The organism is Stenotrophomonas sp. T8 (assembly GCF_051853085.1).
Classification (GTDB): Bacteria; Pseudomonadota; Gammaproteobacteria; order Xanthomonadales; family Xanthomonadaceae; genus Stenotrophomonas; species Stenotrophomonas sepilia.
The window spans coordinates 2,169,650-2,190,872 of the sequence record NZ_CP195329.1; the positions used below are offsets into that span (position 1 = coordinate 2,169,650).

Sequence of the window (21,223 nt, forward strand, 5' to 3'; positions counted from 1 at the left end):
GCACGCTACTCTTGTGATCCACCATCCAGATGCTGCTTCCTCCTCAAGGCAACGAGATAGAAGGCTGTCGCAGCCAGGAACGCGCCACACACATCCCAGATTCGGTCAAAACCACAGCATCAAAGCCGAAAGTGCGAGCCAAATCACAGAGAATGTAAGAAGCCACCTGCGTGTCAGTTTCATAGGGCTCACTGCAGAGCTTGAATTCCAGCCATAGCGCAGACGATAGCAGCTCCAACCTAATAGCTCGCCAGCGCTCCTCCCCCCACTGTTGCAACACCGGCAACAAAGGGCACTTCAACAAACAACGTCAGAACGGACGCACCAGACACCGGCAAAGTCAACCATGTCGGAGGTTGGACGTAGGACATGCATGACTTGAAGTACTTGCCACAGGTCTTTTTATGAATGGGCGCATCAGAATCATTATCGTCTTCGCACAATCTCAGAGAGACGGACTGTGAAATCGGATCCCCACCAACGTGCGCAAAGCTTGAAATCGAATGAGCGCAACTTCGCCCTAGCTGACCTATTGCGCAGGCGCGCTGGCCCATGCGTGAGCATCAGGGGCAACGCCGACATCAAGGGCTGTCCATACTGACGGAAACAGAGCCGTTTTCGCTAAGCCAGACGTTCACGTAGGTATCTGGGGGAGGTATCCGATTGATCGACGCCCCTGCAGGAAGGATCTCCCAGCTGGTGATCGAGCCGCAAACTGTTTTATGGATCAACCTGCGACTGTCCAACCCCCGTCTGGCCAGTTCGGTAACAACCGCTTCGGGAGGCTGGCGATCAAAGCCTTTGAAGGCAGTGCAAGTCTTTCCAGTCTGACCCATGGGGTACGTTGAACTCTCAGCATCATCCCGGCACCCCAGCTGGCCCAGAACGAGCGAGAAGATGGCCAGTATCCGAATGCATCGCATTGCCTGTTGCTCCTTCCTTTACTGCCCTGCTGTAGGCCTTGTCTACTGCGGCGCCTCCGAGTCCTCCATCGCGCAGCCGAGTTGCGCAGATCATCCACTCTTGATATGCGCGACACTCAAGCTCATTAGCCAGCTGCCGATGCTCGATCCCGCCATACCCAGTCCTATGGGAATGCGCTTGCACCTTTAGGCCTACCCACGCAGGCATTAGGAACCCTCTTTTCCAATAACGCCTTATGGTTTTGCTTCGGCGTCCTTTTTCAAACACCGCAGATCAAACGCTCTCATGCTATGCCACGGACCTTCCTGGAGGGCTGAGGAGCTCCATGTTTCATGTTTCATGTCTCACACATTAAGAATCCGGCGGATCACCGGAGAGTCGATCAGCAGGTTCTCGCTGAGCGCTCTCGCAAGATCCTGCAATCGAACAGATAACCATTCACACCTGACACCGGATCAAGACGAATTCCAGCTAGCTGTAAATCGTGAAAGTGATACCCATACAATCTGCCGCAACCATACGTCGCGCGTGAGCCTCCAGGCGGAGCTTACCGATTGGCTTTCACTCCTTTAATAATAATTGCCATAAACATGCCGCAGATCAGGAGCGCCCCCAGCGCCATTGGCAACATTACAAAATAATCGCCCCTCTCAAGGTGGCCAATCGCATACGCCTTCAATACAAGATAGGACGAGGACCTCAAGAAGATTAGTGCAAAGAACAACAAACCAAGCCAATTAAATATTTTCTTGCGCATATGCATATCATCTCCATTATTTGCAATTGCACCCGGACCCACCCGAAACATCCTTCACCGCCTTCATGGCATCCAGTGCATCCTTGTCAGTGGCTACGCGTTGCAACAGTTTCCGTGTGGCCTTAAGGTGACCGCTGAACGTCAAGCCAAACGACAACAGCTCTCCCGTCTTCGCGCCAACTGGCCCCAGCAACTCCCCGCCCACCTCGGTGTAGATGGATTCTCTTTCCTTTCCATCTTGAGCGGTTTGTATCGCTGACACTCCATCGTACGCCGTTGCTCCACCATTCACCATTACCAGGAATCCGGGGATTGCAACTTCGGGCTGCAGAGACAAAACACCGGCAATGGTGGCTCCTGCGCCATTCACAGCTTCCAAGCCTCCAAAGGTGACGTCTGCCACACCGAACGTCATGCCTAAGTAGTCGACGCACTCGCAGGGACACAAACCAAGTGGATCTATCAAAGACGACGGGACGCCACCTGCGTATCCGTATGTGCTGATCCCGCCCCTGAGTCCAATGCGATCACTCTGCGAATACCGCCCCACTGCAGGGTCGTATTCCCGCTGGTAGTTGTAGAACAGCCCACTCGCATCCGTCGCCTGCTGGCCCGGGAAGCGCAGCGCCAGTTCGAACGCCACACCATCGCCATCTGGATCGGCACTTGGGATCTGGTTGCCGAACACCTCGCTCTTGTTGCTCCACTCCCAGATCGCCACATCACGCACCGGATCGATCACCACGCGCGGCGTGCCCAGATGATCCGGCTGCACGTAGGCAAGTTCCGGCACGCCGGCGCTCGGCACGCTGATCAACGCCACCGGGTAGTTGTCCAGCCAGATGGCCTGCTGCTGCGCCTGGCCCGTGGCCGAGTAGTTGCCCAGCCATTGCCCCGTCTCGTCATACAGGGTGATCTGAGCAGCGCCACCAGCCGGAGTACGCAGCACGCGCTCGCCACGATGGTTGTACGCGTAGCTCTCCAGTGTGGCGTTACCCTGCTTCACCGCGTTCATGCGGTTGGCATCGTTGTAGGTGAAGGTCTTGCTGCCGATTCGGGTGGTGTTGCCCACAGCGTCATGGTTGCGCGCTTCGCCATCCACTGCGGTCAGCCGGTGGCTGGTTGCGGGATAGGTGTAGCTGGCGGTGCCTGCCGAGGTGGTCAGCGCGGTGCGATTGCCGGTGGCGTCATAGGCATAGGTTTCGATCGGGGTGCCGGTCGTGCCGTCCTGGGTCTGGGTCAGGCGACCCAGCGCGTCATAGGCATACTTGGCCAGCACCGTTGAGCCTGTGCCGTTCTTCAGCTCGGTGATCGAACCGACGGGATCGTAGCCATAGCCCAGCGACAGGCCGCCCGCGGCCGGGTCATGCACCGCCTGCGGGCGGTAATCCAGATCCAGCGGACGCTGCAGCTGGCGGCCGTTGCCGTAGGTCCAGCCGGTCGCCGGGCCGAAGGCCGCATAGGTCACGTTGTTCACCACGATCTGGCGCGCCTGGCCGGGGCGGGTCAGACCGATCTGGCTGATGCGCCCTTGGGTATCGCGCACGTAGTCGGCCACGCTTCCGTCGGGGTAGGTCAACGCGGTCAGGCGGCCCGACTTGCTATAGGCGTAGCGCAGCGTGCTGGCAACGCCGTTGACGGTCTGTACCTTGCGGGTGACCTGGCCGAAACGGTCATAGCAGTACTGGGTACTGCCATTGGCGTGCAGCACCTGCCCCAGGCGCCCCTTGGCGAAGCGCTCGTCGGCGGCACAGGCGGCCGGCGCCACGTCATAGCTGTAGCCCACGTCGAGATTGGGGTCCGGATAGGCGATGCCGATCAGGCGGTTGAGTGCGTCGTACTGATAGGTGGCGGTGACGCCACGCGCATCGGTAGCCGTCTTGCGATTGCCGGCCGCGTCCACGGTGAAGCTGCTGGCGCCACTGTCCGGGCTGACTTGCCCGGTCAGATCACCGAAACCGTTATAGGCATAAGTGGTGTGCAGGCCTTTCGGGTCGGTGACCTGGGTGACCTGGTCCAGCGCGTTGTACTGGCTGCGGATCTCCGCCGCGACGCCGCCCACATCCTGCAGGGTCTGCGCCAGGCGGTTCAACGGGTCGTACTGCTGGCTGGTCACGCGCTGCAGAGCGTCGGTCACGGTCTGCCGGTTACCGTTGGCATCGTAGGCAAAGCCGGTGGCGTGATTGCCTGCGTCCTTCAGTGCGGTCAGCTGGCCGAGTGTGTTGAACGTCCGCGCCAGGGTACGGCGCAGGGTACCGCCTGCATCGAGCGTGTCTTCCTTGAGGCGATTGCCGGCATTGTCCAGCGTGTAGTGAATCGTGTTGCCCGCGTTGTCCTCGATATCGGTCAAGCGCAGCGCCGCATCGTAGACATAGGAAACGCTGCTGCCGTCGGGCTCGGTGATCTGTTGCACCTGGCCGGTCGGCCAGTAGCTGATCTGGGTGACCCGATTCTCGGCAGTGGTCGCGCCACGCGCGGTGACCGAGGTTGGCCAACCGCGAGCATGGTAGGTGTAGTCGGTGACCACGCCGTTGGCATCCTTGACCGACAACGGCCGCCCGAACGCGTCGTAGGCCAGAGTCTCGACCGTCTGGCCCAGCGCATTGGTCACGCTGCGCAGGTCGCCCTTGCGATAGGTGCAGGCACCTCCGATCGCGCACCCTGCATCATCCGCCGAGTAATAGGCATAGGTAACGACATCGGCCACATCCGTGCGCGGGCCATCCACACTCTTCAGCAGCCCCTCCACCGGGCAGCTGCCTGCCGCTGCCACATCAGCGGCTTCGCAGTACGTGTAGCTGGTGATGCGCGTCTGACCGGAAGCGGTGTCGGTCACCGTGTTGGCCGTCGGCTGGCGTCGGGAATTGAAGGCCGTGCGGGTTTCGCGGCTACCGATCCGGGTGGTCAGTACCGCATTGGTTTCGACCTCGCGCGCGGTGGTCACAACACGCTGCTCGGGCAAGCCGACCGCTTCGGTCACGGTATGGATGCTGACGGCACGACCGCTTACCGGATCGGTGCCCTGCGCATAGGTGTGCTTGGTCTGGATGCCGCGGCGATCGGTGTAGGTATCCAGGCGCCGGCGGAAGTCGACACTCTGGTCGTAGTAGGTTCGGCTGACGGTTCCCTGCGAATCCGTCAGGCCGGTCACCTTGCGCGACGGCGCGGTGTCGCCGCCGGGTGTCAGGGTGTAGTCGGTCTGCCGCCCCAGCGCGTCGGTCACCACCGCACCGCCATTGGGGCTGTAGGCCAGTGTCACGCCATCGGCACCGCCGGCATGCTGACTGGAGATCACACGACCGATGGAATCGTAGGTAAAGGTGCTGTAGCGGCGACCGTCCTCGGCGGTGATGCCGGTCAGGTGCTGGGGGAAGTCCTGGTTCTCGTAGTGATACGTCCGCACACCACCACCCGCATAGGTCACCGTGGCGACCTGGTTCTGCGGCGTGTAGGTATAGGTGGCGAGCGCAATGCCTTCGACCAGCACCGAACTGATCAGCGCCTCATAGTCGTTGGACTGGTAAACGAACTCCAGTGTGCGGCCACTGCTGTGCGTGACCGCCGCAAGGCGGTCGCTGTCGTCGTAGATATAGGTCAGCGACGTGCCATCCGCGAAGCGCTTGGCGGCCAGACGCCCGTCCGCGCCGAAGGTCGAGATGGAATCCGCCGAGTACAGTGTCCAGTTGCCGTTCTGGACCAGACGGTCACCACTGTCGTCGTCCGCCTCATAGGCTTGGCCGATCTTCTTGAATGCACGCTGGAAACCGGTGCTTTCAATGATGCCCACGCTGTCAACGCCGTCCAGTGCCAGGTGGGCGCCCAGCGAATGGGTCCAGCCATAGCCGAAGCCACCGGATGAGGTGGAGATGCCGGAGTGATAGAAGCGCGTCAGCGCGATCCAGCCCAGATCGAAGTCCGGCGCGATCTCGTACTTCTCGCCCGTTTTGACATCACATGGGTTGCCGACATTGCCGTCGCAGGTACCGCCGTTGGAGGCCGGGTCCTTGTCGGGAATCGGACTCATGTTCGCCGCTGTATCGTTGCGGGACATGGGGCAGCTACCGTTGCCGCCGTCCTTGTCGCACTTCTGCGACTTCGAGGTGATGGTTGCAACGAATTCTTCGCTGACGCAGGCGTTGTGTGTGTTGGACCACTGCGTGAAGGGGATCGGGCAGTTCAAGCGTCGCATGCGAGCAAGCCCTGTCGTTCCTGCGTCGAAGGGCACGCACGGAGACTCCGCCGAATTGCTGCCCAGCATGCCGGTGACCCGGTACTCCCTGACCTCCGAAATTCCGTCCATCCCTGGAGCAGTTGGGCCCCATTCTCCTTCCGGCACAGCAGTTTCCCCAGGACACTGGGGATTGATGTCCTGCAAGTCTGCAATGAGCGCTTCCAGCACTTCCTCTTCGGACAGGAAGCCACCATCACCCGCGCCGTAGTAAGTCCAGTCAGGATCGGAGGGCTGAGTCTTTCCCATCCAGTAGGTAATCGCCGTGTTTCCGTTCAAGTCCACGACTTTCGACTTGATCTTGTCGACGTACTGCCAGCCGAACTGGAACTCCGGCGGGAAGGGGCTGGGCGCCGGCAGATTCTTGATGCCGGCCACCGCCGCCTGCTGGGTCTTGTACTGGGTCGCATCGCCACCGGGCTGCGAAATACGCCAGGTGATCTTGCTTTCCTGCGCCTGTACAACAGCCGGCGCAATGCAGCCAGCGGCAACAATCGCCAGCGCGGCACGCGAGAGGGTCTTCAGTCGTTCCAACATCCCTGTTCTCCTTCCTGGACGAACACAGCGCCGGCGGGAACGAGAACGCGGAGCTGAGCCCACGCGTCGTGCATCGGATCGTCCCTGGTCCGGAATGCGGCAGTGCCACATGCCGCCTTTATCGGCGAGGACGCTTGCACATTCAAGTGTGGAGTCGCGTAACCGGTCACAGATTCAAGCATCCGTGGCCATTCAGCGGCCTACGCCGGGCTCCCATGACTTCCTCTACAGGGAGTCCGTGTTCATAGCTCACAAAACTACCAGCACAATCTCCCACACACGCCCTGCTCTTCCCGGGCTTCACACGCGGCTCGCACCGCTACCTGGCAACCGGCCTCACCCTCCAGCGCGAGGAACCCGCTGCGGTGGTGGCCGCGATTCAATCGGTCTCCGACACCTCGAAGTAGCAGTTCCAGGCAACGGCTTCGCCCGTTGTTCCCCGCTACCGCCCACGCAAGCGCACCGCGAAGTACCGCGCCGGGGAAAGGCCAAGCGCCTTCTTGAACATCGTGATGAAGGCCGTCACCGACTCATAGCCCAGCGTCTCGGAAACGCGTTGTACCGGTGCGCCCGTGGCAAGTTCCCGAATGGCGATGAGCAGGTGCAGCTGCTGCCGCCAGCGCCCGAAGGACAAGCCCGTTTCCCGTTCGATGAGCCGGGTCAATGTGCGCTCGCCCAGGGCCAGGCGCACCGCCCACTGGCTGATGGTGCTGCGATCTGCCGGATCCGCCGACAGCGCCGCCGCCAGCGCACGCACCTTCGGGTGATGGCTGACCGGCAACGACAGATGCTCGGCCGGCATCTGTACCAGCTCGTCCAGCAACACCCGCGCCAACCGGTCGGTGTGGCTGCCATGCGGGTAGTCCAGCGGCGCGTCGGCCAGGTGCAGGATCATCTCGCGCAGCATCGGCGAGATCGCCAGCGTCACGCACTGCGCCGGCAGGTCGACGACGCCGGGCTCGACGAACAGGTAGCACAGGCGCGCGTTGGCGGTGGCGCGATTGCTGTGCGGCATGCCGCCCGGGATCCAGACGCCACACTGGGGCGGCACGATCCACAACGCATTGGCCACTTCGCAGGTCACCGCGCCATGCAGCGCAAGAATGAGCTGGCCCTTGCGGTGTTCATGCACGGGAATCTCTGCGTCGTGCTCGGCCACCTGCAGGCGGCTGGCAACCGCCGGGCGGTCGGTCTTGTCCGGGTCCAGGTCAAAGCCGGGGAGCGAAATGCGAGCCATTCTCACATTGACCGGTTTTAGCGATTGATTGTCATTGTAGCGAAATTAGTCGTTGCGGCCGATCACTAGCATGAGCCGCATGCACCTCCCCACACCTTTCCTTCCCCACCTGCTCCAGGCATTCGCCCGATTGAAAAGCCCTGCCCTCCGGACCGACCAGGAGGCGGTGCTGTTCTCGCTCAAATGCCTGCTCGCCGCGTCGCTGGGGCTGTATGTCTCCCTGCGGATCGGCCTGAATCGCCCGTTCTGGGTGATCGGCACGGTCTATCTGGTGTCGCAGCCCCTTTCCGGGGCGACACTCAGCCGCGGCCTGTTCCGCCTGCTCGGTACCGTGGGCGGGGCCGTCGCCACCGTCGCGCTGGTGCCACGTTTCGCCAATGCCCCCCTGATGCTGAGCGCCGCACTCGCCACGTGGATGGCGCTGTGCCTGTACCTGGCGATGCTCGACCGCACGCCGCGTGCCTATGCGTTCCTGCTGGCCGGCTATACCACCAGCCTGATCGGGTTTCCGGCGGTGATGGTGCCGGCAGACGTGTTCACCATTGCCATCACACGGGTGCAGGAAATCGCCATCGGCATCCTGGCGGCTACGCTGGTACATGGGCTGGTGCTGCCGCGCCGGGTTTCGTCGCGCGTGCACGCACGGGTTGCTGCCGTGCTGGATGATGCGGAACGATGGACACGGGACATGCGCGCCGGTGCATCGGACACGGTGCTGGTGACGGACCGCTCGAAAGTGGCAGCCGACCTGCTTGATCTGCACGTGTTGTCGATCCACCTGCCCTTCGACAGCGCCCACGGCGTGGCCCAGGTGCAGATCCTGCGCGCCCTGCATGACCGGATGCTGGACGTCCTGATGCTGTCCAGCGCGGTGGAAGATTCCATCGCTCGGCTGCGTTCACCGCAGGCCGGCACAATGGATGCAAGCGGCTGGCGCGATCTGCTGCAGGCCAGCCTCGCCACGCAACAGGCCGAGCTCGACCTGGCCCACGCCGACTGCCGCGTGCTGCAGGCGCAACTGCACACTGCCCGGCCCGACTGGCGCCTGCATGTACCTGCTCGCCTTGCCCGACATGCGCGTGGTGCGGCGCTTCACCGGGATCATCAGCTTGCCCTGCGCAGCGCGCTGGGCGCGTTCGTCGGCATCCTGCTGAGCTGCGTTCTGTGGATCGTCACCGGCTGGTCGGAGGGCGCCACGGCGGTGTCCATCATCGGCACGGCGTGCGTGCTGTTCGGCACGATCGAAGCGCCTGCGCCGCATGTCATGCGCTATCTGGTGGGGTCATTGATCGGCGTTGCCGTCGGCCTGCTCTACGGTCTGCTGATCTTCCCCGCGTTGTCCGATTTCGTCGGCCTGATTGCCGCGCTGGCGCCTGCGCTGCTGCTGTGCGGATCGTTCCTGGCCCGGCCTCCCTTCATCATGGCTGCGCTGGGCGTGGTGCTGACGTTTCCGCTCATCGCGGGACTGGGGGCGACCAATACGGTCAACATCGTCGGCGCACTCAACAACAGCGTTGCATTGTTCATCGGTACGACGGTGGCACTGTGCAGCATGCAGCTGTTCCAGACCGCCGATGCGGGCCGCAACCGCGCTCGGCTGGAGCGTTCGATCCGCCGGGACATCGCACGACACGCCGCCGGACAAGGTGATTTGACCCGGGCCTGGCTCAGCCGCATGCTGGATCGAATCGGGCTGCTCGCTCCCAGGCTGCAGGGCCGTTCCAGCGCGGCACACGACCTGCGGGCATTGTTTGCGGAGGTTCGTGCGGCACGTGCATCCAGCCAACTCCGCGCACTGGGCAGGCGCCTGGTCGATCCGCGCACGCAGTCGCTTCACGCCGCGCTGGTCGAGCGCATCGCCGCACATTTCAGGATGCGCACACGCGCGCCAAGCAGTGGCGACATCCATCTTCTGAAACTGCTGGACCGCATGCGCGAGGCTGCCGCGGCCAGCAGCGGGGCTGATCGGGAGCAGCTGTCGCACCTGCTCTGCGGGTTGCGCCGCGACCTTCTCGTATCTCCGCTCACTCATCGGCGCTGAGCTCATGCTTCCTGATCTTTCGATTGACGGCGTGCTGATTCCCGGCCTGCTTGCGGTGGCCGTCGCCGCGCTGGCGGTGTCGGTACTGACCTCACGTTTCCTCGCCAGCCTCGGTCTGTACCGGTTGTTCGCCGCGTGGCCACTGGTGGGCCTGTCCCTGTTCGTGATCCTGGCGGAGCTGATGATCCGGCTCGCGCCCCTGTTCGAGAAATGAGATGAAACACACGCTTGCTGTCATCGGGCGCTGGAGCGCAACCCTGGTGGTGTTCGCAATTGCCGTCGTCGCTGCACTGGCCATCTGGCATCGCTACGAAACACGCCCGTGGACGCGCGATGGGCGGGTGCGCGCCGACGTGGTGCGCGTTGCGTCGGACATGGGGGGATTGGTCACCCAGGTGCTGGTGCACGACAACCAGCGGGTGAGCGCCGGACAGCTGCTGCTGGTGCTGGACCAGCCGCGCTTCGCTGCCGCACTTGAGAAGGCCGACGCAGCGGCCAGCAGCGCACGCGCCACGCTGGCACTGGCCCGCCGCGAATCGACGCGGGACGACGCACTGGGCAACCTGGTCGCTTCGGAAACCCGCGAACGCAATGCCGCCAAGGTCGATACCGAGCTGGCCGCCCTGGCGCAGGCGCGGGCCGAACAGCGCGTTGCCCGGCTCAATGTGCAACGCACCGAGGTGCGTGCGACCACCGATGGCATCGTCACCAACCTGGACCTGCACGCGGGCGACTACCTGCAGCCGGGGGCACAGGCGCTGGCGCTGATCGACACCCGCAGCCTGCGCATCGAGGGCTATTTCGAGGAAACCAAGCTGGCCTGCATCACCGAGGGCGATGCCGCCGTGGCCCGGCTGATGGGCGACGACCACGACGTGCGCGGGCACGTGGATACCATCGCCGCCGGCATTGCCGACGATCAGCGCTCAAGCACCCACAACCTGCTGCCGGCGGTGGCGCCGACCTACACCTGGGTGAGGCTGGCACAGCGGATCCCGGTACGCATCCGCATTGATGATGCGCGGCCGGATACCCGCCTGATCGTCGGTCGCACTGCGAGTGTGACCATCACGCCCTCGGCACAGGGAGCCTGCAAGTGAGCTTGCGAACACTATGCGGTGGGCTGCTTGCCCTGCTGCTGCCGATGACGGCCTGCGTCTCCGGCCCCGACTATCACCTGCCTGCGAATGCCGTCGCAGCTTCACAACGGGCTGCGCGGGCGTTCGTCTCAGGCCAGGACGCACCGTTCAGCCACGACGCGCCACCGGATCGATGGTGGCAACTGTATGGCGACCCTCAGCTTGACGCCTACGTACGCGAGGCACTGGCGGCCAATACCGACCTGCGCGCCGCCGATGCCAACCTTCGGCGCGCCACCGCGACCGTGCTGGAGTACCGCGCGCGCGGTGCCGTGCAAGGGGACGTGGATGCATCCGGCACGCTCGTCCATGCCGGTGGCTACACCCAGGCGTCGGCCGCGCCGCAGTCGTACGCGCTGGGCCTCCACCTCTCCTATCCACTGGATCTTGCAGGTGGCATCCGCCGCGGCATCGAAGCCGCCAACGCGGACGCGGAGGCCATCGCTGCGGCACGGGACCAGGTCCGCGTGGTCGTCGCTGCAGCTGTCACCCGTGCCTATCTCCAGATCTGCACAAGCAATCACACGCTCGCTGCGACCCGGCATGTGCTGGCGATACAGCGCGCCACGCTGGAGGCAACCCGTCGCCTGGCTGCAGGCGGGCGTGGAACGGACTTCGATGTCAGCCGTGCCGGAGCCGCGGTCAACCGCAGCGCGGCGGCGGTACCGCACCTGCTGGCAGAACGCCAGGCCGCACTGTTCGAACTGGCCGCACTGATGGGCAGGGTCCCGGCAGACTATCCCAGGGAGGCCGAAGCCTGCCCCCAGCCCCCTGAGCTGCAGCAGGCGCTGCCGGTCGGTGAGGGCTGGCAGCTGCTCCAGCGGCGCCCCGACATACGTGCCGCCGAGCGGAGCCTTGCCGCGGCCACGGCCATGATCGGCGTAGAGACCGCGGAACTCTATCCGCAGGTCACCCTGGGCGCGTCCCTGGGCACGGCGGGCATGCGAGGGCAGCTGCTTTCCGCCAACGGTTTCGGGGCGAGCGTCGGGCCGCTGCTGTCATGGCACTGGCCCAACCGCCGCGTGGCCAAGGCCCGCATCGCAGCGGCCGGTGCCAATGCAGATACCGCTCTTGCTTCCTTTGACGGCGCGGTGCTGCAGGCACTGCGCCAGACCGAGACTGCGCTTTCTGCCTGCACGCAGGAGCTCGAACGCGAGCGCAGCCTGGCACAGGCGCGTGGGGACGCAGCGCGGGCCGCGGGGCAGGCGCAGCAGCTCTACCGTTTCGGCAGGATCGATTTTCTCGATGTGCTTTCGGCCCAGGCCGCACTGGCAGATGCGGAGTCCGCGTTGGCCGCATCGCGCGCGGACCGGGTCGATCGCCAGATGGATCTGTTCCTGTCACTGGGCGGTGGTTGGGGCGCAACGGATCCGGCCCGGGACGGGACCCGGTGATCCGTTCCGGGGCGGCGACTGCACGTCACGCCGTGTGTTCAGGAAAGTGCCGCGCACACCCGTATTCATTCACGCTGCCTGCCCTATATTCCCGCCACAGCGCCGCATGCCGCGGCCATGACGGAGGCATCTCCATGAAGACCACACGTTTGCTTGCCATCGCCTTGACCACCGCCACCGCGTTGGCTGCGGCCCCCGCCTTCGCCGATCCGCCGCACCACGCCCGCGGCAACGGCCCGCCGCCGCATGCAGGCGGCCCGCACAACCGCGATGCGCCGCCGCCGGGCTGGCAGAAGAAGGCCTGGCGTCGTGGCGACCGCCTGCCCTGGGCCGAAGTGGACCGCCGCTACTGGGTAGACGACTACGCGCGCTACGACCTGCGCAATCCGGGTCGCGGCCAGCGCTGGGTGCGCCAGTCCGACACCGAGTATCTGTTGGTGGAGATCGCGACCGGCTTGATCATCGACGCGCTGCATCGCTGAGACCTCCTGCGGTGTCCCTCCGCGCGGCAGCACGCCACGTGGAGGGATACTCACGACCGGGGCTGTGACGGTCGGCGGCGCTTGCGCCCCCGACGCTGCACCTGCCTCCGCGGCCGCCCGGCATGCATGCCCTCCCGCAGTGCGATATACGCGCACATCAGCGCTGTGGCAAACAGTCCCATCGCCACCAGTATTTCGAATCCCCGATCACCGAAGAGCAGGCGAATGGAGACCTCCAGTGAGCACAGCCTGCCACAGCGCAGGCCCTGCTCGTTGAAGCCATGGATGAGCACCAGTACGCCCATCAGTCCGCACAACGCCATCAGGGCCAGGCTTGCGATGAAGACGAAAGGTCGATGGATGCGCATGCGTTCGTCGCGGTCTTCTAGGGTGACGTCAAGCGCGACGTTGCGAGCACGCGATCGGAAGCATCCAATTCCACCGACCAGGCTTCGGTATCCAGGCCCAACCGGTTCTCATACCACCATCGCTGCGCACAGAGACCACTGCATTCACGGCTGGCATAGCGGGTAAAGGGAACACCGGCATGCTCCACCACGTCAAGTTGCCCCATTGACAGATCCCCTCCTGCGCCGCGCGCCCGCGCATCATCCGCGCAGACCTTCCTCAACGTCAAACCGGCCTGTTGCGGCGCCCGTCATCCGTGCTGGCGTGCGCCGACCGATGATTCAGGATGAACACAGGGACGCCCGTCGATGGCAGGCAAGAGCCGGAAGGACAGGATCGCGCAGGAGATCGGCCTGTTCATGCAGCAGTACGCGCGCAAGGCGCAGCGCCATGCAGAACCCTGCGACCGGCCGTACGACCGGGGCTGGAAGCGCGGCTCAAGCGCTTGCCGCCCTAAGAAGTGGGTAGGCTGCTTTCCGCAGAGCATGACGAGGATGACCAGCCCCGTTGCATGGGCCAGGCGCGCCATTGTCGTGACGTTCTGTATCGCGCTATGCGCCTGCGGTATGGTGATGGACAGTTCGTTCGACACCCTGCAGGAGGCGCTTGACTCCGACAGGGTGAACAAGGGGTGGATTCCCGGCTGGGTGCCGCAAGCGGCGACCGATCTGCGGGAGGTACATGACCTCGACTCGAACACCAGCGCGCTGGCCTTCACCAAACCCCCTGCGGTATCACTGCAGCTGCCGGCGGATTGCCAGGCAACGACATTCAGTAGCAGCGATCCTGTTGCGTTCGATCGATACTGGTGGCCGGGCGACGGGACGCTCAAGTCGTCGTACCGCGTCTTTCGCTGCGCGCCCGAATCCCGAAAATCCGTCTTCGTCGCCGTCAACACGGCCGAAGACCACGTGCTTTTCTGGCGAACCTACGCGCGCTGATGCGCGAGCGGCACCCCAGGACTTCTCGGTGATCTATTCGATCCGCGATTCACGCAGCCCGGCCGATTGAGCGATCTGTCAGACTGGCGCACACCTTTCGTCCATGCCCGCCAGACCCGATGACCCGCATTGCCGACCTCAGCGCCGACCAGCTCGCGCACCATGCCCTCAACATCTTCATCGCCCAGGGCCGTCACGTCGAAGGTGCGCGGGTGATCTACCGGGCGCTGCAGCTGGACCCGCATCATCCCGGTGCCCTGCGCTGCCTGAGCGATTTCCTGGCCCACGAGGGCACCGAGCCCTTCGCGGCGGCCACGCTGGAGCACGCCCTGTCCGGCGCCGTTCCACTGAATGACGATGCGCGCCGGATGCTGGATGACCTGCGTTTCCTCGACATCTGGTCCTGGGGATTCTCGCGGCACGTCTCTGGCGAAGCCAACCTCAACGGTGATGCCTTCCAGCGGCGCGAGGACTTCGTCTTCGATGGGCCGGCCTATGCGGCCTTCCTCAACACGGTCACCGAGCCGGCCGGTTCATTGCAGGGCGCCTTCCAGGCCGCAGTCCGCATCTGCGGGCTGATGTCCGGCCTGCTGCGCCATGCGGAGAAGGACAATCCGGCGTTAGATGACGTGCTGCGATCCTCCGCCTTCGTCGAGACCGAGGCGTACCCGGCATGGTTGGCCTCGCCGACGGATGAGCTGGACGCCCTCGACCAGGCCATCCAGGCGCAGCGCCAAGGCGGCTGAAGGAAAATCCAACGGGCGTCCGACGCCTTCCCGACGCCTGCCTGCACATCCTGTCGTGAGGTCAACTCATGGCAGGACCGGCATGCAGCCACTTCACCCCAGGGACAGCGGCAAGTACCCGCACGGCAAGACCGGGCTTCGCCGTATCTTCCATACGCTGATCCATTCGCGCGATGGCTTCATTGCCACCTTCCGTGGCGAAGCAGCCTTCCGGCAGCTGTTGCTGCTGCATGCACTGCTGATCGCCACCGCGTTCCTGCTGGACATCAGCAGGGTCGAACGCGCCGTGGTGCTGGCGGCCTGCTTCATCAGCCTGCTGGTGGAACTGCTCAACTCGGCCATCGAAGCGGTGGTCGACCGCATCTCGCTTGACCACCACCCACTATCCGAGAACGCCAAGGACATGGGCAGCGCCGCACAGACCACCGCGCTGCTGATGGTCGGTACGGTGTGGGGCGTGATCCTGCTGGGCTAGCGCACGCCCGACCCGCCGGGCAGGGCCCGGCGCTACCTCGTGTTGATGCGCTACTGCGCCGCCAGGGCGAAATCCAGGCCGGCGCACACCGCCGCCACCTGGGCGTCGTTGCATTCCTGCGGGTTGGTGCGCGGGCTGTCCGGGTAGACCTCGGTGGTGGTGGCAAAGCGTGCGTCGGTGAAGCCGGCGCAGGCGCCGATCGAACGCGACTCGCCCCAGACCACGCCCGGCGACTGCAGCGGCAGGCCGACCAGGTTGCCGTCGGCATCGGCCGGAGCGATGTGGGTGATGGGCGCCACTGCGGCGATCAGGGCCTTCTGGAACTCGGCCTGCGGGTCTTCGCTGTTGCCGATCACATAGAAGCCATCGGGAATCGTGTCGCGCTCGAACGGCTTGCCGTCGCGGGCGCAACGCGCCGGATCGAACTCGTGCAGGTCGCTGTCGGTGGTTTCGTGCAGGTCCAGGTGCACCAGCAGGTTCGGCTTGCGCTCGGCCACCCAGCGCATCAGGGCGGCCGCTTCCTCGATCTGGCCACCGTCACGGAAGCTGCGGTTCGGATCGATCGCATCCGGGTTCCAGCGCTGGATGCGCTCGTAGCCCCACGGGCTGACGCACGGCGCCACGATCAGGTTCAGCCGACCCAGGTAACGCTCGGCCTGCTGTTCCAGGAACTGCAGGGCGCCGTGCACGCCGCTGGTCTCGTAGCCATGTACGCCGCCGGTGATCAGCGCGGTCGGCAGCGCCGGGTTCCAGTCGTGGTTGACCACCGCGAACAGCGGATAATGGTCCGGCGCATAGTCCAGCTGGCCGTACTGGATCACGTCGAAAACGCTGTCGTCCAGGCGTTCGAGGGCGGCCACCACGTCATCGTGGTAGCTGCGCTGGCGCTGCTGGCGGGCCCGCCACTGTGCGCGTTCCACGTTGCCCCAGGGCTGTCCGGGGGTGCCGATCGGGTAGAACTGCGCAACAGTCATGGGGGTACTCCAGGGGTCGAACGGGTGGATGCAGCCGGACATTCTAAGCCTTGTCGCGCCTGCGGGTACCGCCACCCAAGCCCCGCCTTCATCCAGCCGGGGTCATCTGGCTGTAAAATCAGCGGTTTTTGGCCCCTCACCCCTTGATGGCGAACGCAGCGCAGCCGGTCCTGGGTGGACCGGAGTTCCTCCGCCTGCTCGCCCGTCTCAGCGACGGCGCGATGCCGGCCAGCAGTCCCGCTCTGACCGATCGCCTCGGCCAGTGGGTGGACTGGAGCCGTGCCGTGGCCCTGTCCGGCGCGTTGGGCGGACGCCTGCCCGAGCCCGGCGAAGCTGCCGAGGGGGCCGAGGATGTACTGGCCGACTGCGCCCAGGCCTATGCCAGCCTGCTGGCCTCGATCCGCGAGGACGCCGAGGCCGAGCGCCTGCTGGACCTGGCCGAGGCCGCTGCCGCACCCAACTTCGCTTCGCTGCGCCAGCGCTACCGGGTGCTGCAGCAGGCCATCCAGACCGCCACCGGGCGCCTGCGCGGCCGCCTGCGCGACCAGCTGGTACAGGTCTCGCCGGAGCTGGCGCGACTGGCCGAGGTTGATGCGGTGATGGAACAGACCCTCACCCCGCGCGAGCACAGCCTGCTGGCCACCGCGCCGGCGGTGCTCGGCGCCCGTTTTGAACGCGTGCATGGCCAGCCCGGCTGGCGCGCGGCCTTCCGCCATGACATGCGCACGCTGCTGCTCGCCGAGCTGCAGCTGCGCTTCCACCCGATCGAAGGGCTGCAAGACGCCCTGCGCTCCCACTGACCGGAACACCATGTCCAGAACTGCTCTCCATGTCGTTGTTTTCCTTGTCGGCCTGCTGGCCGTGTGCTGGATCGGCATTGGCTACGTTTCGGTGCATCCGCTGGGTGCAGCGGTGGCGGCAATCATCGCGGCCTGCTACATCGCCGGCGGCGTGGAGCTGTACCGCTACCGCCAGGCCAGCAACGGCCTGCGCGCCGCACTGAATGACCTGTCCAGCGCGAAAGAAAGCCTCGCCCCCTGGCTGGAGCGCGTGCCGGTGGGCCTGCGCAACGCCGTGCGCCTGCGCGTGGAAGGCGAGCGCACTGCCCTGCCCGCGCCGGTGCTGACCCCGTACCTGGTCGGCCTGCTGGTGCTGCTCGGCATGCTCGGCACCCTGCTGGGCATGATGGATACCCTGCGCGGCACTGGCCTGGCCCTGCAGAGCGCCACCGACATGGCCGCGATCCGCGGCTCGCTGGCCTCGCCGGTGCAGGGCCTGGCGGTGGCCTTCGGTACCTCGATCGCGGGCGTGGCCAGCTCGGCCATGCTCGGCCTGTTGGCCGCGCTGCTGCGCCGCGACCGCCTGCAGGCCGTGCAGCAGCTGGACCGCGCCATTGCCGGCGACCTGCACCCGTATTCGCAGGCCTGGCAGCGCGCCGAATCGCTGCGCCTGCTGCAGGCACAGTCCGCCGCGCTGCCGGCGCTGGTCGACCGCCTGCAGGCGATGACCAGCACCTTTGAACAGCACAGTGCGGCCGCCAATGAGCGCCTGCTGGCAGGCCAGGCCGAGTTCCTGACGCAGAGCCAGGCGCTGCAGGAACGCCTGGCCCTGTCGCTGCAGCAGTCGCTGCGCGAAGGTGCCGAAGCCAGTGCCGCGGCCATCGGTGGCGCGCTGCAGCCGATGGCCGAGACCACCCTGGCCGGTCTGGCTCACCATGGCGAAGCGTTGCATGCCCGTGTCGAGCGGGCCGTGCAACAGCAGCTGGCGGGCCTGAGCGACGGTTTCGAACGCAGCCGGGTCGCCACCGAAGCCAGCTGGGCCAAGGTGGTGAGTGAACAGTCCCAGGCGCAGCAGGCGCTGGTGAGTGATCTGCGCCAGCACCTGCAGGCCTTCAGCGATGGCCAGGGCACGCATGCCGAAGCGTTGATCGCGCGCATCGGCGAGCGCCTGCAGGCCGATGCCAACGGCAACGCCGAGGCCTGGCGCGCCGCCATCGAGCAGCAGCAGGCACTGAACAGCGCGCTGATCGAGCGCCAGCAGCAGGCGCTGCTGGCGGCCGGCCAGCAGCTGGACGAGCACGCGCAGGCACTGCTGCAGGCACTGGAACAGCGCCACAGCGCCAGCCAGTCGCTGCTGCAGGACCACGAACAGCAGCGCTCGCAACAGTGGCAAGCCGCCCAGGCCGCCGCCGCGACTGCGCATGCCCAACTGCAGGCCAGCCTGGACAGCCGCGAGCAGCAGCGCCAGGCACGCTGGGACGCGGTCAGCGCCGAGTTGCAGCAGGCCCACGCCGCCCTGCAGGCGCAACTGCAGGCCGGTGACGAACAGCGCCTGCAGCGCTGGAGCGATGCCCTGCAGCACGTTTCCACCGAGCTGGCCGAGCGCCTGCAGGCCAATGGCGAACGCCTGGCTGCACAGCAGCAACGGGTCTGCGACGCGCTGGCGGCCACCGCACAGCAGATCGGCGAGAACGGTCGCGCGCAGGCCAGTGCCACGCTGGCCGAAGTGTCCACCCTGCTGCAGACCGCCGCGGCCGCGCCGAAGGCTGCCGCCGATGTCATCAACGAGCTGCGCAGCACGCTGTCCGAGAGCCTGGTACGCGACAACGCAATGCTGGAAGAGCGCGGCCGCCTGCTGGCCACCGTGCAGACCCTGCTCGATGCGATCAACCACGCATCGCACGAACAGCGCACCGCGGTGGACGCACTGGTTGGCGGTTCGGCCGAGCTGCTGGAGCGTGTCGGCAACCGCTTTACCGATCATATCGCCGCCGAGACCGGCAAGCTGGATGGCATTGCGGCAGCACTTACCGGCAGCGCGGGTGACGTCGGCCAGCTGGCCGGCGCCTTCGGTGAAGCGGTCGCGCAGTTCGGCAGTGCCGCCACCGAGCTTTCCGGCCGCCTGGAACAGATCGGTGGTGCACTGGATGCCTCGCTGGCCCGAAGCGATGAGCAACTGGCTTACTACGTAGCGCAGGCGCGCGAGGTGGTCGACCTCAGCCTGCTGTCGCAGAAGCAGGTGATGGAAGAACTGCAGCAGCTGGCCACACGCCGCGGCAAGGCCGGCAGCGCATGAGCGACGAGCTGGAGGTCGATGGCGGCTCGCACGCGCCGATCTGGGCCGCCTTCGGCGACCTGATGTCGGTGCTGCTGGGTGCGTTCGTGCTGATCCTGGTGGGTGTGGTCGCGGTGCAGCTGGAGCTGTCGCAGCGGCTGGAGCAGGAAGTGAAGCAGCGCCAGGCCGAGGCCAAGCGCCTGCAGACGCTGGAGCAAGCGTTGGCCGGACCGCTGGCGGCCGGCCGCGTGACGCTGGTGAATGGCCGCATCGGCATCAGCGGCAGCGTGCTGTTCGCGCTCAACTCCGACCAGCTGCAGCCGGAAGGCCAGGAGCTGCTGCGCAGCCTGGCCGCACCGCTGGCCGCCTATCTGGGCAGCCGCGAAGAGATCCTGATGGTCAGCGGCTTCACCGACGATGCGCCCGTGCGCGAAGGCAACCGCCGCTTTGCTGACAACTGGGAGCTGTCCGCGCAGCGCTCGCTGACCGTGACCCGCACCCTGATCGCCGATGGCGTACCGGCCGACGCCGTGTTCGCCGCCGCGTTCGGCAGCGAGCAGCCGGTCAGTTCCAACGCCAATGAGGAAGGCCGCGCGCGCAATCGCCGCGTGGAAATCGCGCCGATTCCCAAGCCCAAGGCGGCGGATGGCAAGTAAACCGCCCGCCCTGGAAGGCCTGCGCGCATTGGTGCGTGACCTCGATGCGGGGTCGCGCTCGCTGCCGCATTACCCGCAGGTGCCGATGCTGCAACAGGTGCAGCGCGAATGGTCGGAGCTGCGCAGCGAACTGCAGGTGCGCCGCTCGCTACGCGCCGAGGCCCCGGCCGATGGCGGCCCGCTGAACTCGGCGGTACTGGTGCAACGCATGCTCGACATGATGCAGGCCGCCAGCCCCGGCTACCTTCGCCACTTCATCGACTATGTGGACACCTTGTCCTGGCTGCAGGCGCTGCAGGACAGCGCCGCCAGCGGCGGTGATACCACAAAGCCAAAGCGTACGCGCAAGCCGCGCTGAACACTGAATGGTAGTGCCGGTCGCCGGCCGGCAGCTACGCATCTCTGCGCAGGTCATGTGGTTGCCGGCCAGCGGCCGGCACTACCATCGAGGGTGCTCTGTGCGCCGGAACGCGATCTGCGCTGCGCGTCGGCTCTGCTGTGGTAGTGCCGGCCGCTGGCCGGCATCACATCCAGGCCGACCACGGCCGAAGCGCGCGCAGGCGGCGCTGAACAGCGAATGGTCGCGCTGAACATTGAATGATGGTGCCGGCCGCTGGCCGGCAGCTACGCATCTCTGCGCGGGTCATGTGGTTGCCGGCCAGCGGCCGGCACTACCACCGAGGGTGCTCTGTGCGCCGGAACGCGATCTACGCTGCGCGTCGGTTCTGCTGTGGTAGTGCCGGCCGCTGACCGGCATCACATCCAGGCCGACCACGCATAGGGATACTCGCCAATCTGTCCAGCGAGACCGGCGCGTACCGGATTCCCCAGGATGTACAACGCCTGCCGCGCCAGCGACTCTTCGGTCCTCACTGCATGATCGAAGTACCCGGGCTGCCACAGCGTGCTTCGACGGCCCGCCAGGCGATTCAGGGCAAGCGCGCTCGACGATTTCATCCGGCGCGCGATGTCGGGAAGGTCAGCTGCACGCAGCTCGAACATCCAGTGGACGTGATCCGGCATGACAACCCATGCGTGTGACCGTACGAGCCCGCGCTGTTCGATGTAATCGAACTGATCGATTACACATGCTGCCGAAGCGTCGCTTTCAAAGAGCCTGCGGCGCTGATGCGTGGTGGTGGTCAGAATATAGGCCTGGCCAATGATCGAGCGACGGCCCAGGCGGAGGCGATGGCTGCTCATGCGCCATGGTGGGTCGATCATTGGGCG

At 65.5% G+C, this 21,223-nt stretch carries 18 protein-coding genes and 1 pseudogene; 13 read left to right on the forward strand and 6 right to left on the reverse strand.

Features of this window, described 5'->3' with window-relative positions:
• Window positions 1-1,471: 1,471 nt before the first annotated feature.
• Together ACSDHM_RS10205 and ACSDHM_RS10210 are read right to left on the reverse strand one after the other, a co-directional pair.
• A complete protein-coding gene (locus ACSDHM_RS10205) occupies window positions 1,472-1,687 on the reverse strand; it encodes a hypothetical protein (protein ID WP_326421582.1) in 216 nt (71 codons plus the stop codon).
• A gap of 10 nt (window positions 1,688-1,697) precedes the next feature.
• A complete protein-coding gene (locus tag ACSDHM_RS10210) occupies window positions 1,698-6,446 on the reverse strand; it encodes an RHS repeat-associated core domain-containing protein (protein ID WP_439426975.1) in 4,749 nt (1,582 codons plus the stop codon).
• 278 nt (window positions 6,447-6,724) lie between these two features.
• Between ACSDHM_RS10210 and ACSDHM_RS10215 the strand changes: the two are divergent.
• Window positions 6,725-6,853 (forward strand): annotated as a pseudogene (locus ACSDHM_RS10215) (alpha/beta fold hydrolase); the annotation flags it as partial.
• A gap of 35 nt (window positions 6,854-6,888) precedes the next feature.
• Here the strand turns inward: ACSDHM_RS10215 and ACSDHM_RS10220 are convergent.
• Entirely contained in the window at window positions 6,889-7,683 is a 795-nt protein-coding gene (locus ACSDHM_RS10220; protein WP_439426948.1) for an AraC family transcriptional regulator, read from the reverse strand.
• 166 nt (window positions 7,684-7,849) lie between these two features.
• Between ACSDHM_RS10220 and ACSDHM_RS10225 the strand changes: the two genes are divergently transcribed.
• The 5 genes from ACSDHM_RS10225 to ACSDHM_RS10245 all read left to right on the forward strand — a co-directional run bounded on the left by ACSDHM_RS10225 (window position 7,850) and on the right by ACSDHM_RS10245 (window position 12,739).
• On the forward strand, window positions 7,850-9,724 hold the full coding sequence (locus ACSDHM_RS10225) for an FUSC family protein (protein WP_439426976.1): 1,875 nt from the start codon (window positions 7,850-7,852) through the stop codon (window positions 9,722-9,724).
• 4 nt (window positions 9,725-9,728) lie between these two features.
• Window positions 9,729-9,938 (forward strand): DUF1656 domain-containing protein, encoded by a 210-nt coding sequence (locus tag ACSDHM_RS10230; RefSeq protein WP_072167550.1) that lies wholly within the window; start codon window positions 9,729-9,731, stop codon window positions 9,936-9,938.
• A 1-nt stretch (window position 9,939) separates the two neighbouring features.
• Entirely contained in the window at window positions 9,940-10,824 is an 885-nt protein-coding gene (locus tag ACSDHM_RS10235; protein WP_334271361.1) for an efflux RND transporter periplasmic adaptor subunit, read from the forward strand.
• Window positions 10,821-12,257, forward strand: coding sequence for an efflux transporter outer membrane subunit (locus ACSDHM_RS10240; RefSeq protein WP_439426949.1), 1,437 nt, complete (start codon window positions 10,821-10,823; stop codon window positions 12,255-12,257). The genes ACSDHM_RS10235 and ACSDHM_RS10240 overlap by 4 nt, the downstream gene beginning before the upstream one ends.
• A 134-nt stretch (window positions 12,258-12,391) precedes the next feature.
• Window positions 12,392-12,739 carry an RcnB family protein gene (locus ACSDHM_RS10245; protein WP_021204235.1) on the forward strand — a complete coding sequence of 116 codons (348 nt, stop codon included), beginning with the start codon at window positions 12,392-12,394 and terminating at the stop codon, window positions 12,737-12,739.
• A gap of 50 nt (window positions 12,740-12,789) precedes the next feature.
• Here ACSDHM_RS10245 and ACSDHM_RS10250 read toward each other — a convergent pair whose 3' ends face one another.
• Window positions 12,790-13,107: a hypothetical protein gene (locus ACSDHM_RS10250; RefSeq protein ID WP_439426950.1), complete on the reverse strand. Its 318-nt coding sequence runs from the start codon at window positions 13,105-13,107 to the stop codon at window positions 12,790-12,792.
• Window positions 13,108-13,455: 348 nt separating this feature from the next.
• Between ACSDHM_RS10250 and ACSDHM_RS10255 the strand changes: the two genes are divergently transcribed.
• From ACSDHM_RS10255 to ACSDHM_RS10265, 3 genes are all read left to right on the forward strand, one after another.
• Window positions 13,456-14,088, forward strand: coding sequence for a hypothetical protein (locus ACSDHM_RS10255; protein ID WP_439426951.1), 633 nt, complete (start codon window positions 13,456-13,458; stop codon window positions 14,086-14,088).
• A 119-nt stretch (window positions 14,089-14,207) separates the two neighbouring features.
• Entirely contained in the window at window positions 14,208-14,834 is a 627-nt protein-coding gene (locus ACSDHM_RS10260; RefSeq protein ID WP_439426952.1) for a hypothetical protein, read from the forward strand.
• Between the two features lie 82 nt (window positions 14,835-14,916).
• Entirely contained in the window at window positions 14,917-15,309 is a 393-nt protein-coding gene (locus ACSDHM_RS10265; RefSeq protein WP_439426953.1) for a diacylglycerol kinase, read from the forward strand.
• 50 nt (window positions 15,310-15,359) lie between these two features.
• Here the strand turns inward: ACSDHM_RS10265 and ACSDHM_RS10270 are convergent, their stop codons facing one another.
• Window positions 15,360-16,283: a M14 family metallopeptidase gene (locus ACSDHM_RS10270; RefSeq protein WP_439426954.1), complete on the reverse strand. Its 924-nt coding sequence runs from the start codon at window positions 16,281-16,283 to the stop codon at window positions 15,360-15,362.
• A gap of 146 nt (window positions 16,284-16,429) precedes the next feature.
• Between ACSDHM_RS10270 and ACSDHM_RS10275 the strand changes: the two genes are divergently transcribed.
• The 4 genes from ACSDHM_RS10275 to ACSDHM_RS10290 are packed head-to-tail and all read left to right on the forward strand — an operon-like array spanning window position 16,430 to window position 20,351.
• Window positions 16,430-17,083, forward strand: a complete 654-nt coding sequence (locus ACSDHM_RS10275; protein ID WP_438914533.1) for a DUF3348 family protein — start codon at window positions 16,430-16,432, stop codon at window positions 17,081-17,083.
• A 10-nt stretch (window positions 17,084-17,093) separates the two neighbouring features.
• Complete coding sequence (locus ACSDHM_RS10280; RefSeq protein ID WP_088496083.1) at window positions 17,094-19,358, forward strand: DUF802 domain-containing protein; 2,265 nt, start codon at window positions 17,094-17,096, stop codon at window positions 19,356-19,358.
• Entirely contained in the window at window positions 19,355-19,993 is a 639-nt protein-coding gene (locus ACSDHM_RS10285) for an OmpA family protein (RefSeq protein WP_072167539.1), read from the forward strand. Before ACSDHM_RS10280 ends, ACSDHM_RS10285 begins: the two co-directional genes overlap by 4 nt.
• Entirely contained in the window at window positions 19,983-20,351 is a 369-nt protein-coding gene (locus tag ACSDHM_RS10290) for a DUF2894 domain-containing protein (protein WP_088496084.1), read from the forward strand. Before ACSDHM_RS10285 ends, ACSDHM_RS10290 begins: the two co-directional genes overlap by 11 nt.
• A 398-nt stretch (window positions 20,352-20,749) precedes the next feature.
• Here ACSDHM_RS10290 and ACSDHM_RS10295 read toward each other — a convergent pair whose 3' ends face one another.
• Window positions 20,750-21,196: an REP-associated tyrosine transposase gene (locus tag ACSDHM_RS10295; RefSeq protein WP_439426955.1), complete on the reverse strand. Its 447-nt coding sequence runs from the start codon at window positions 21,194-21,196 to the stop codon at window positions 20,750-20,752.
• Between the last annotated feature and the right edge of the window lie 27 nt (window positions 21,197-21,223).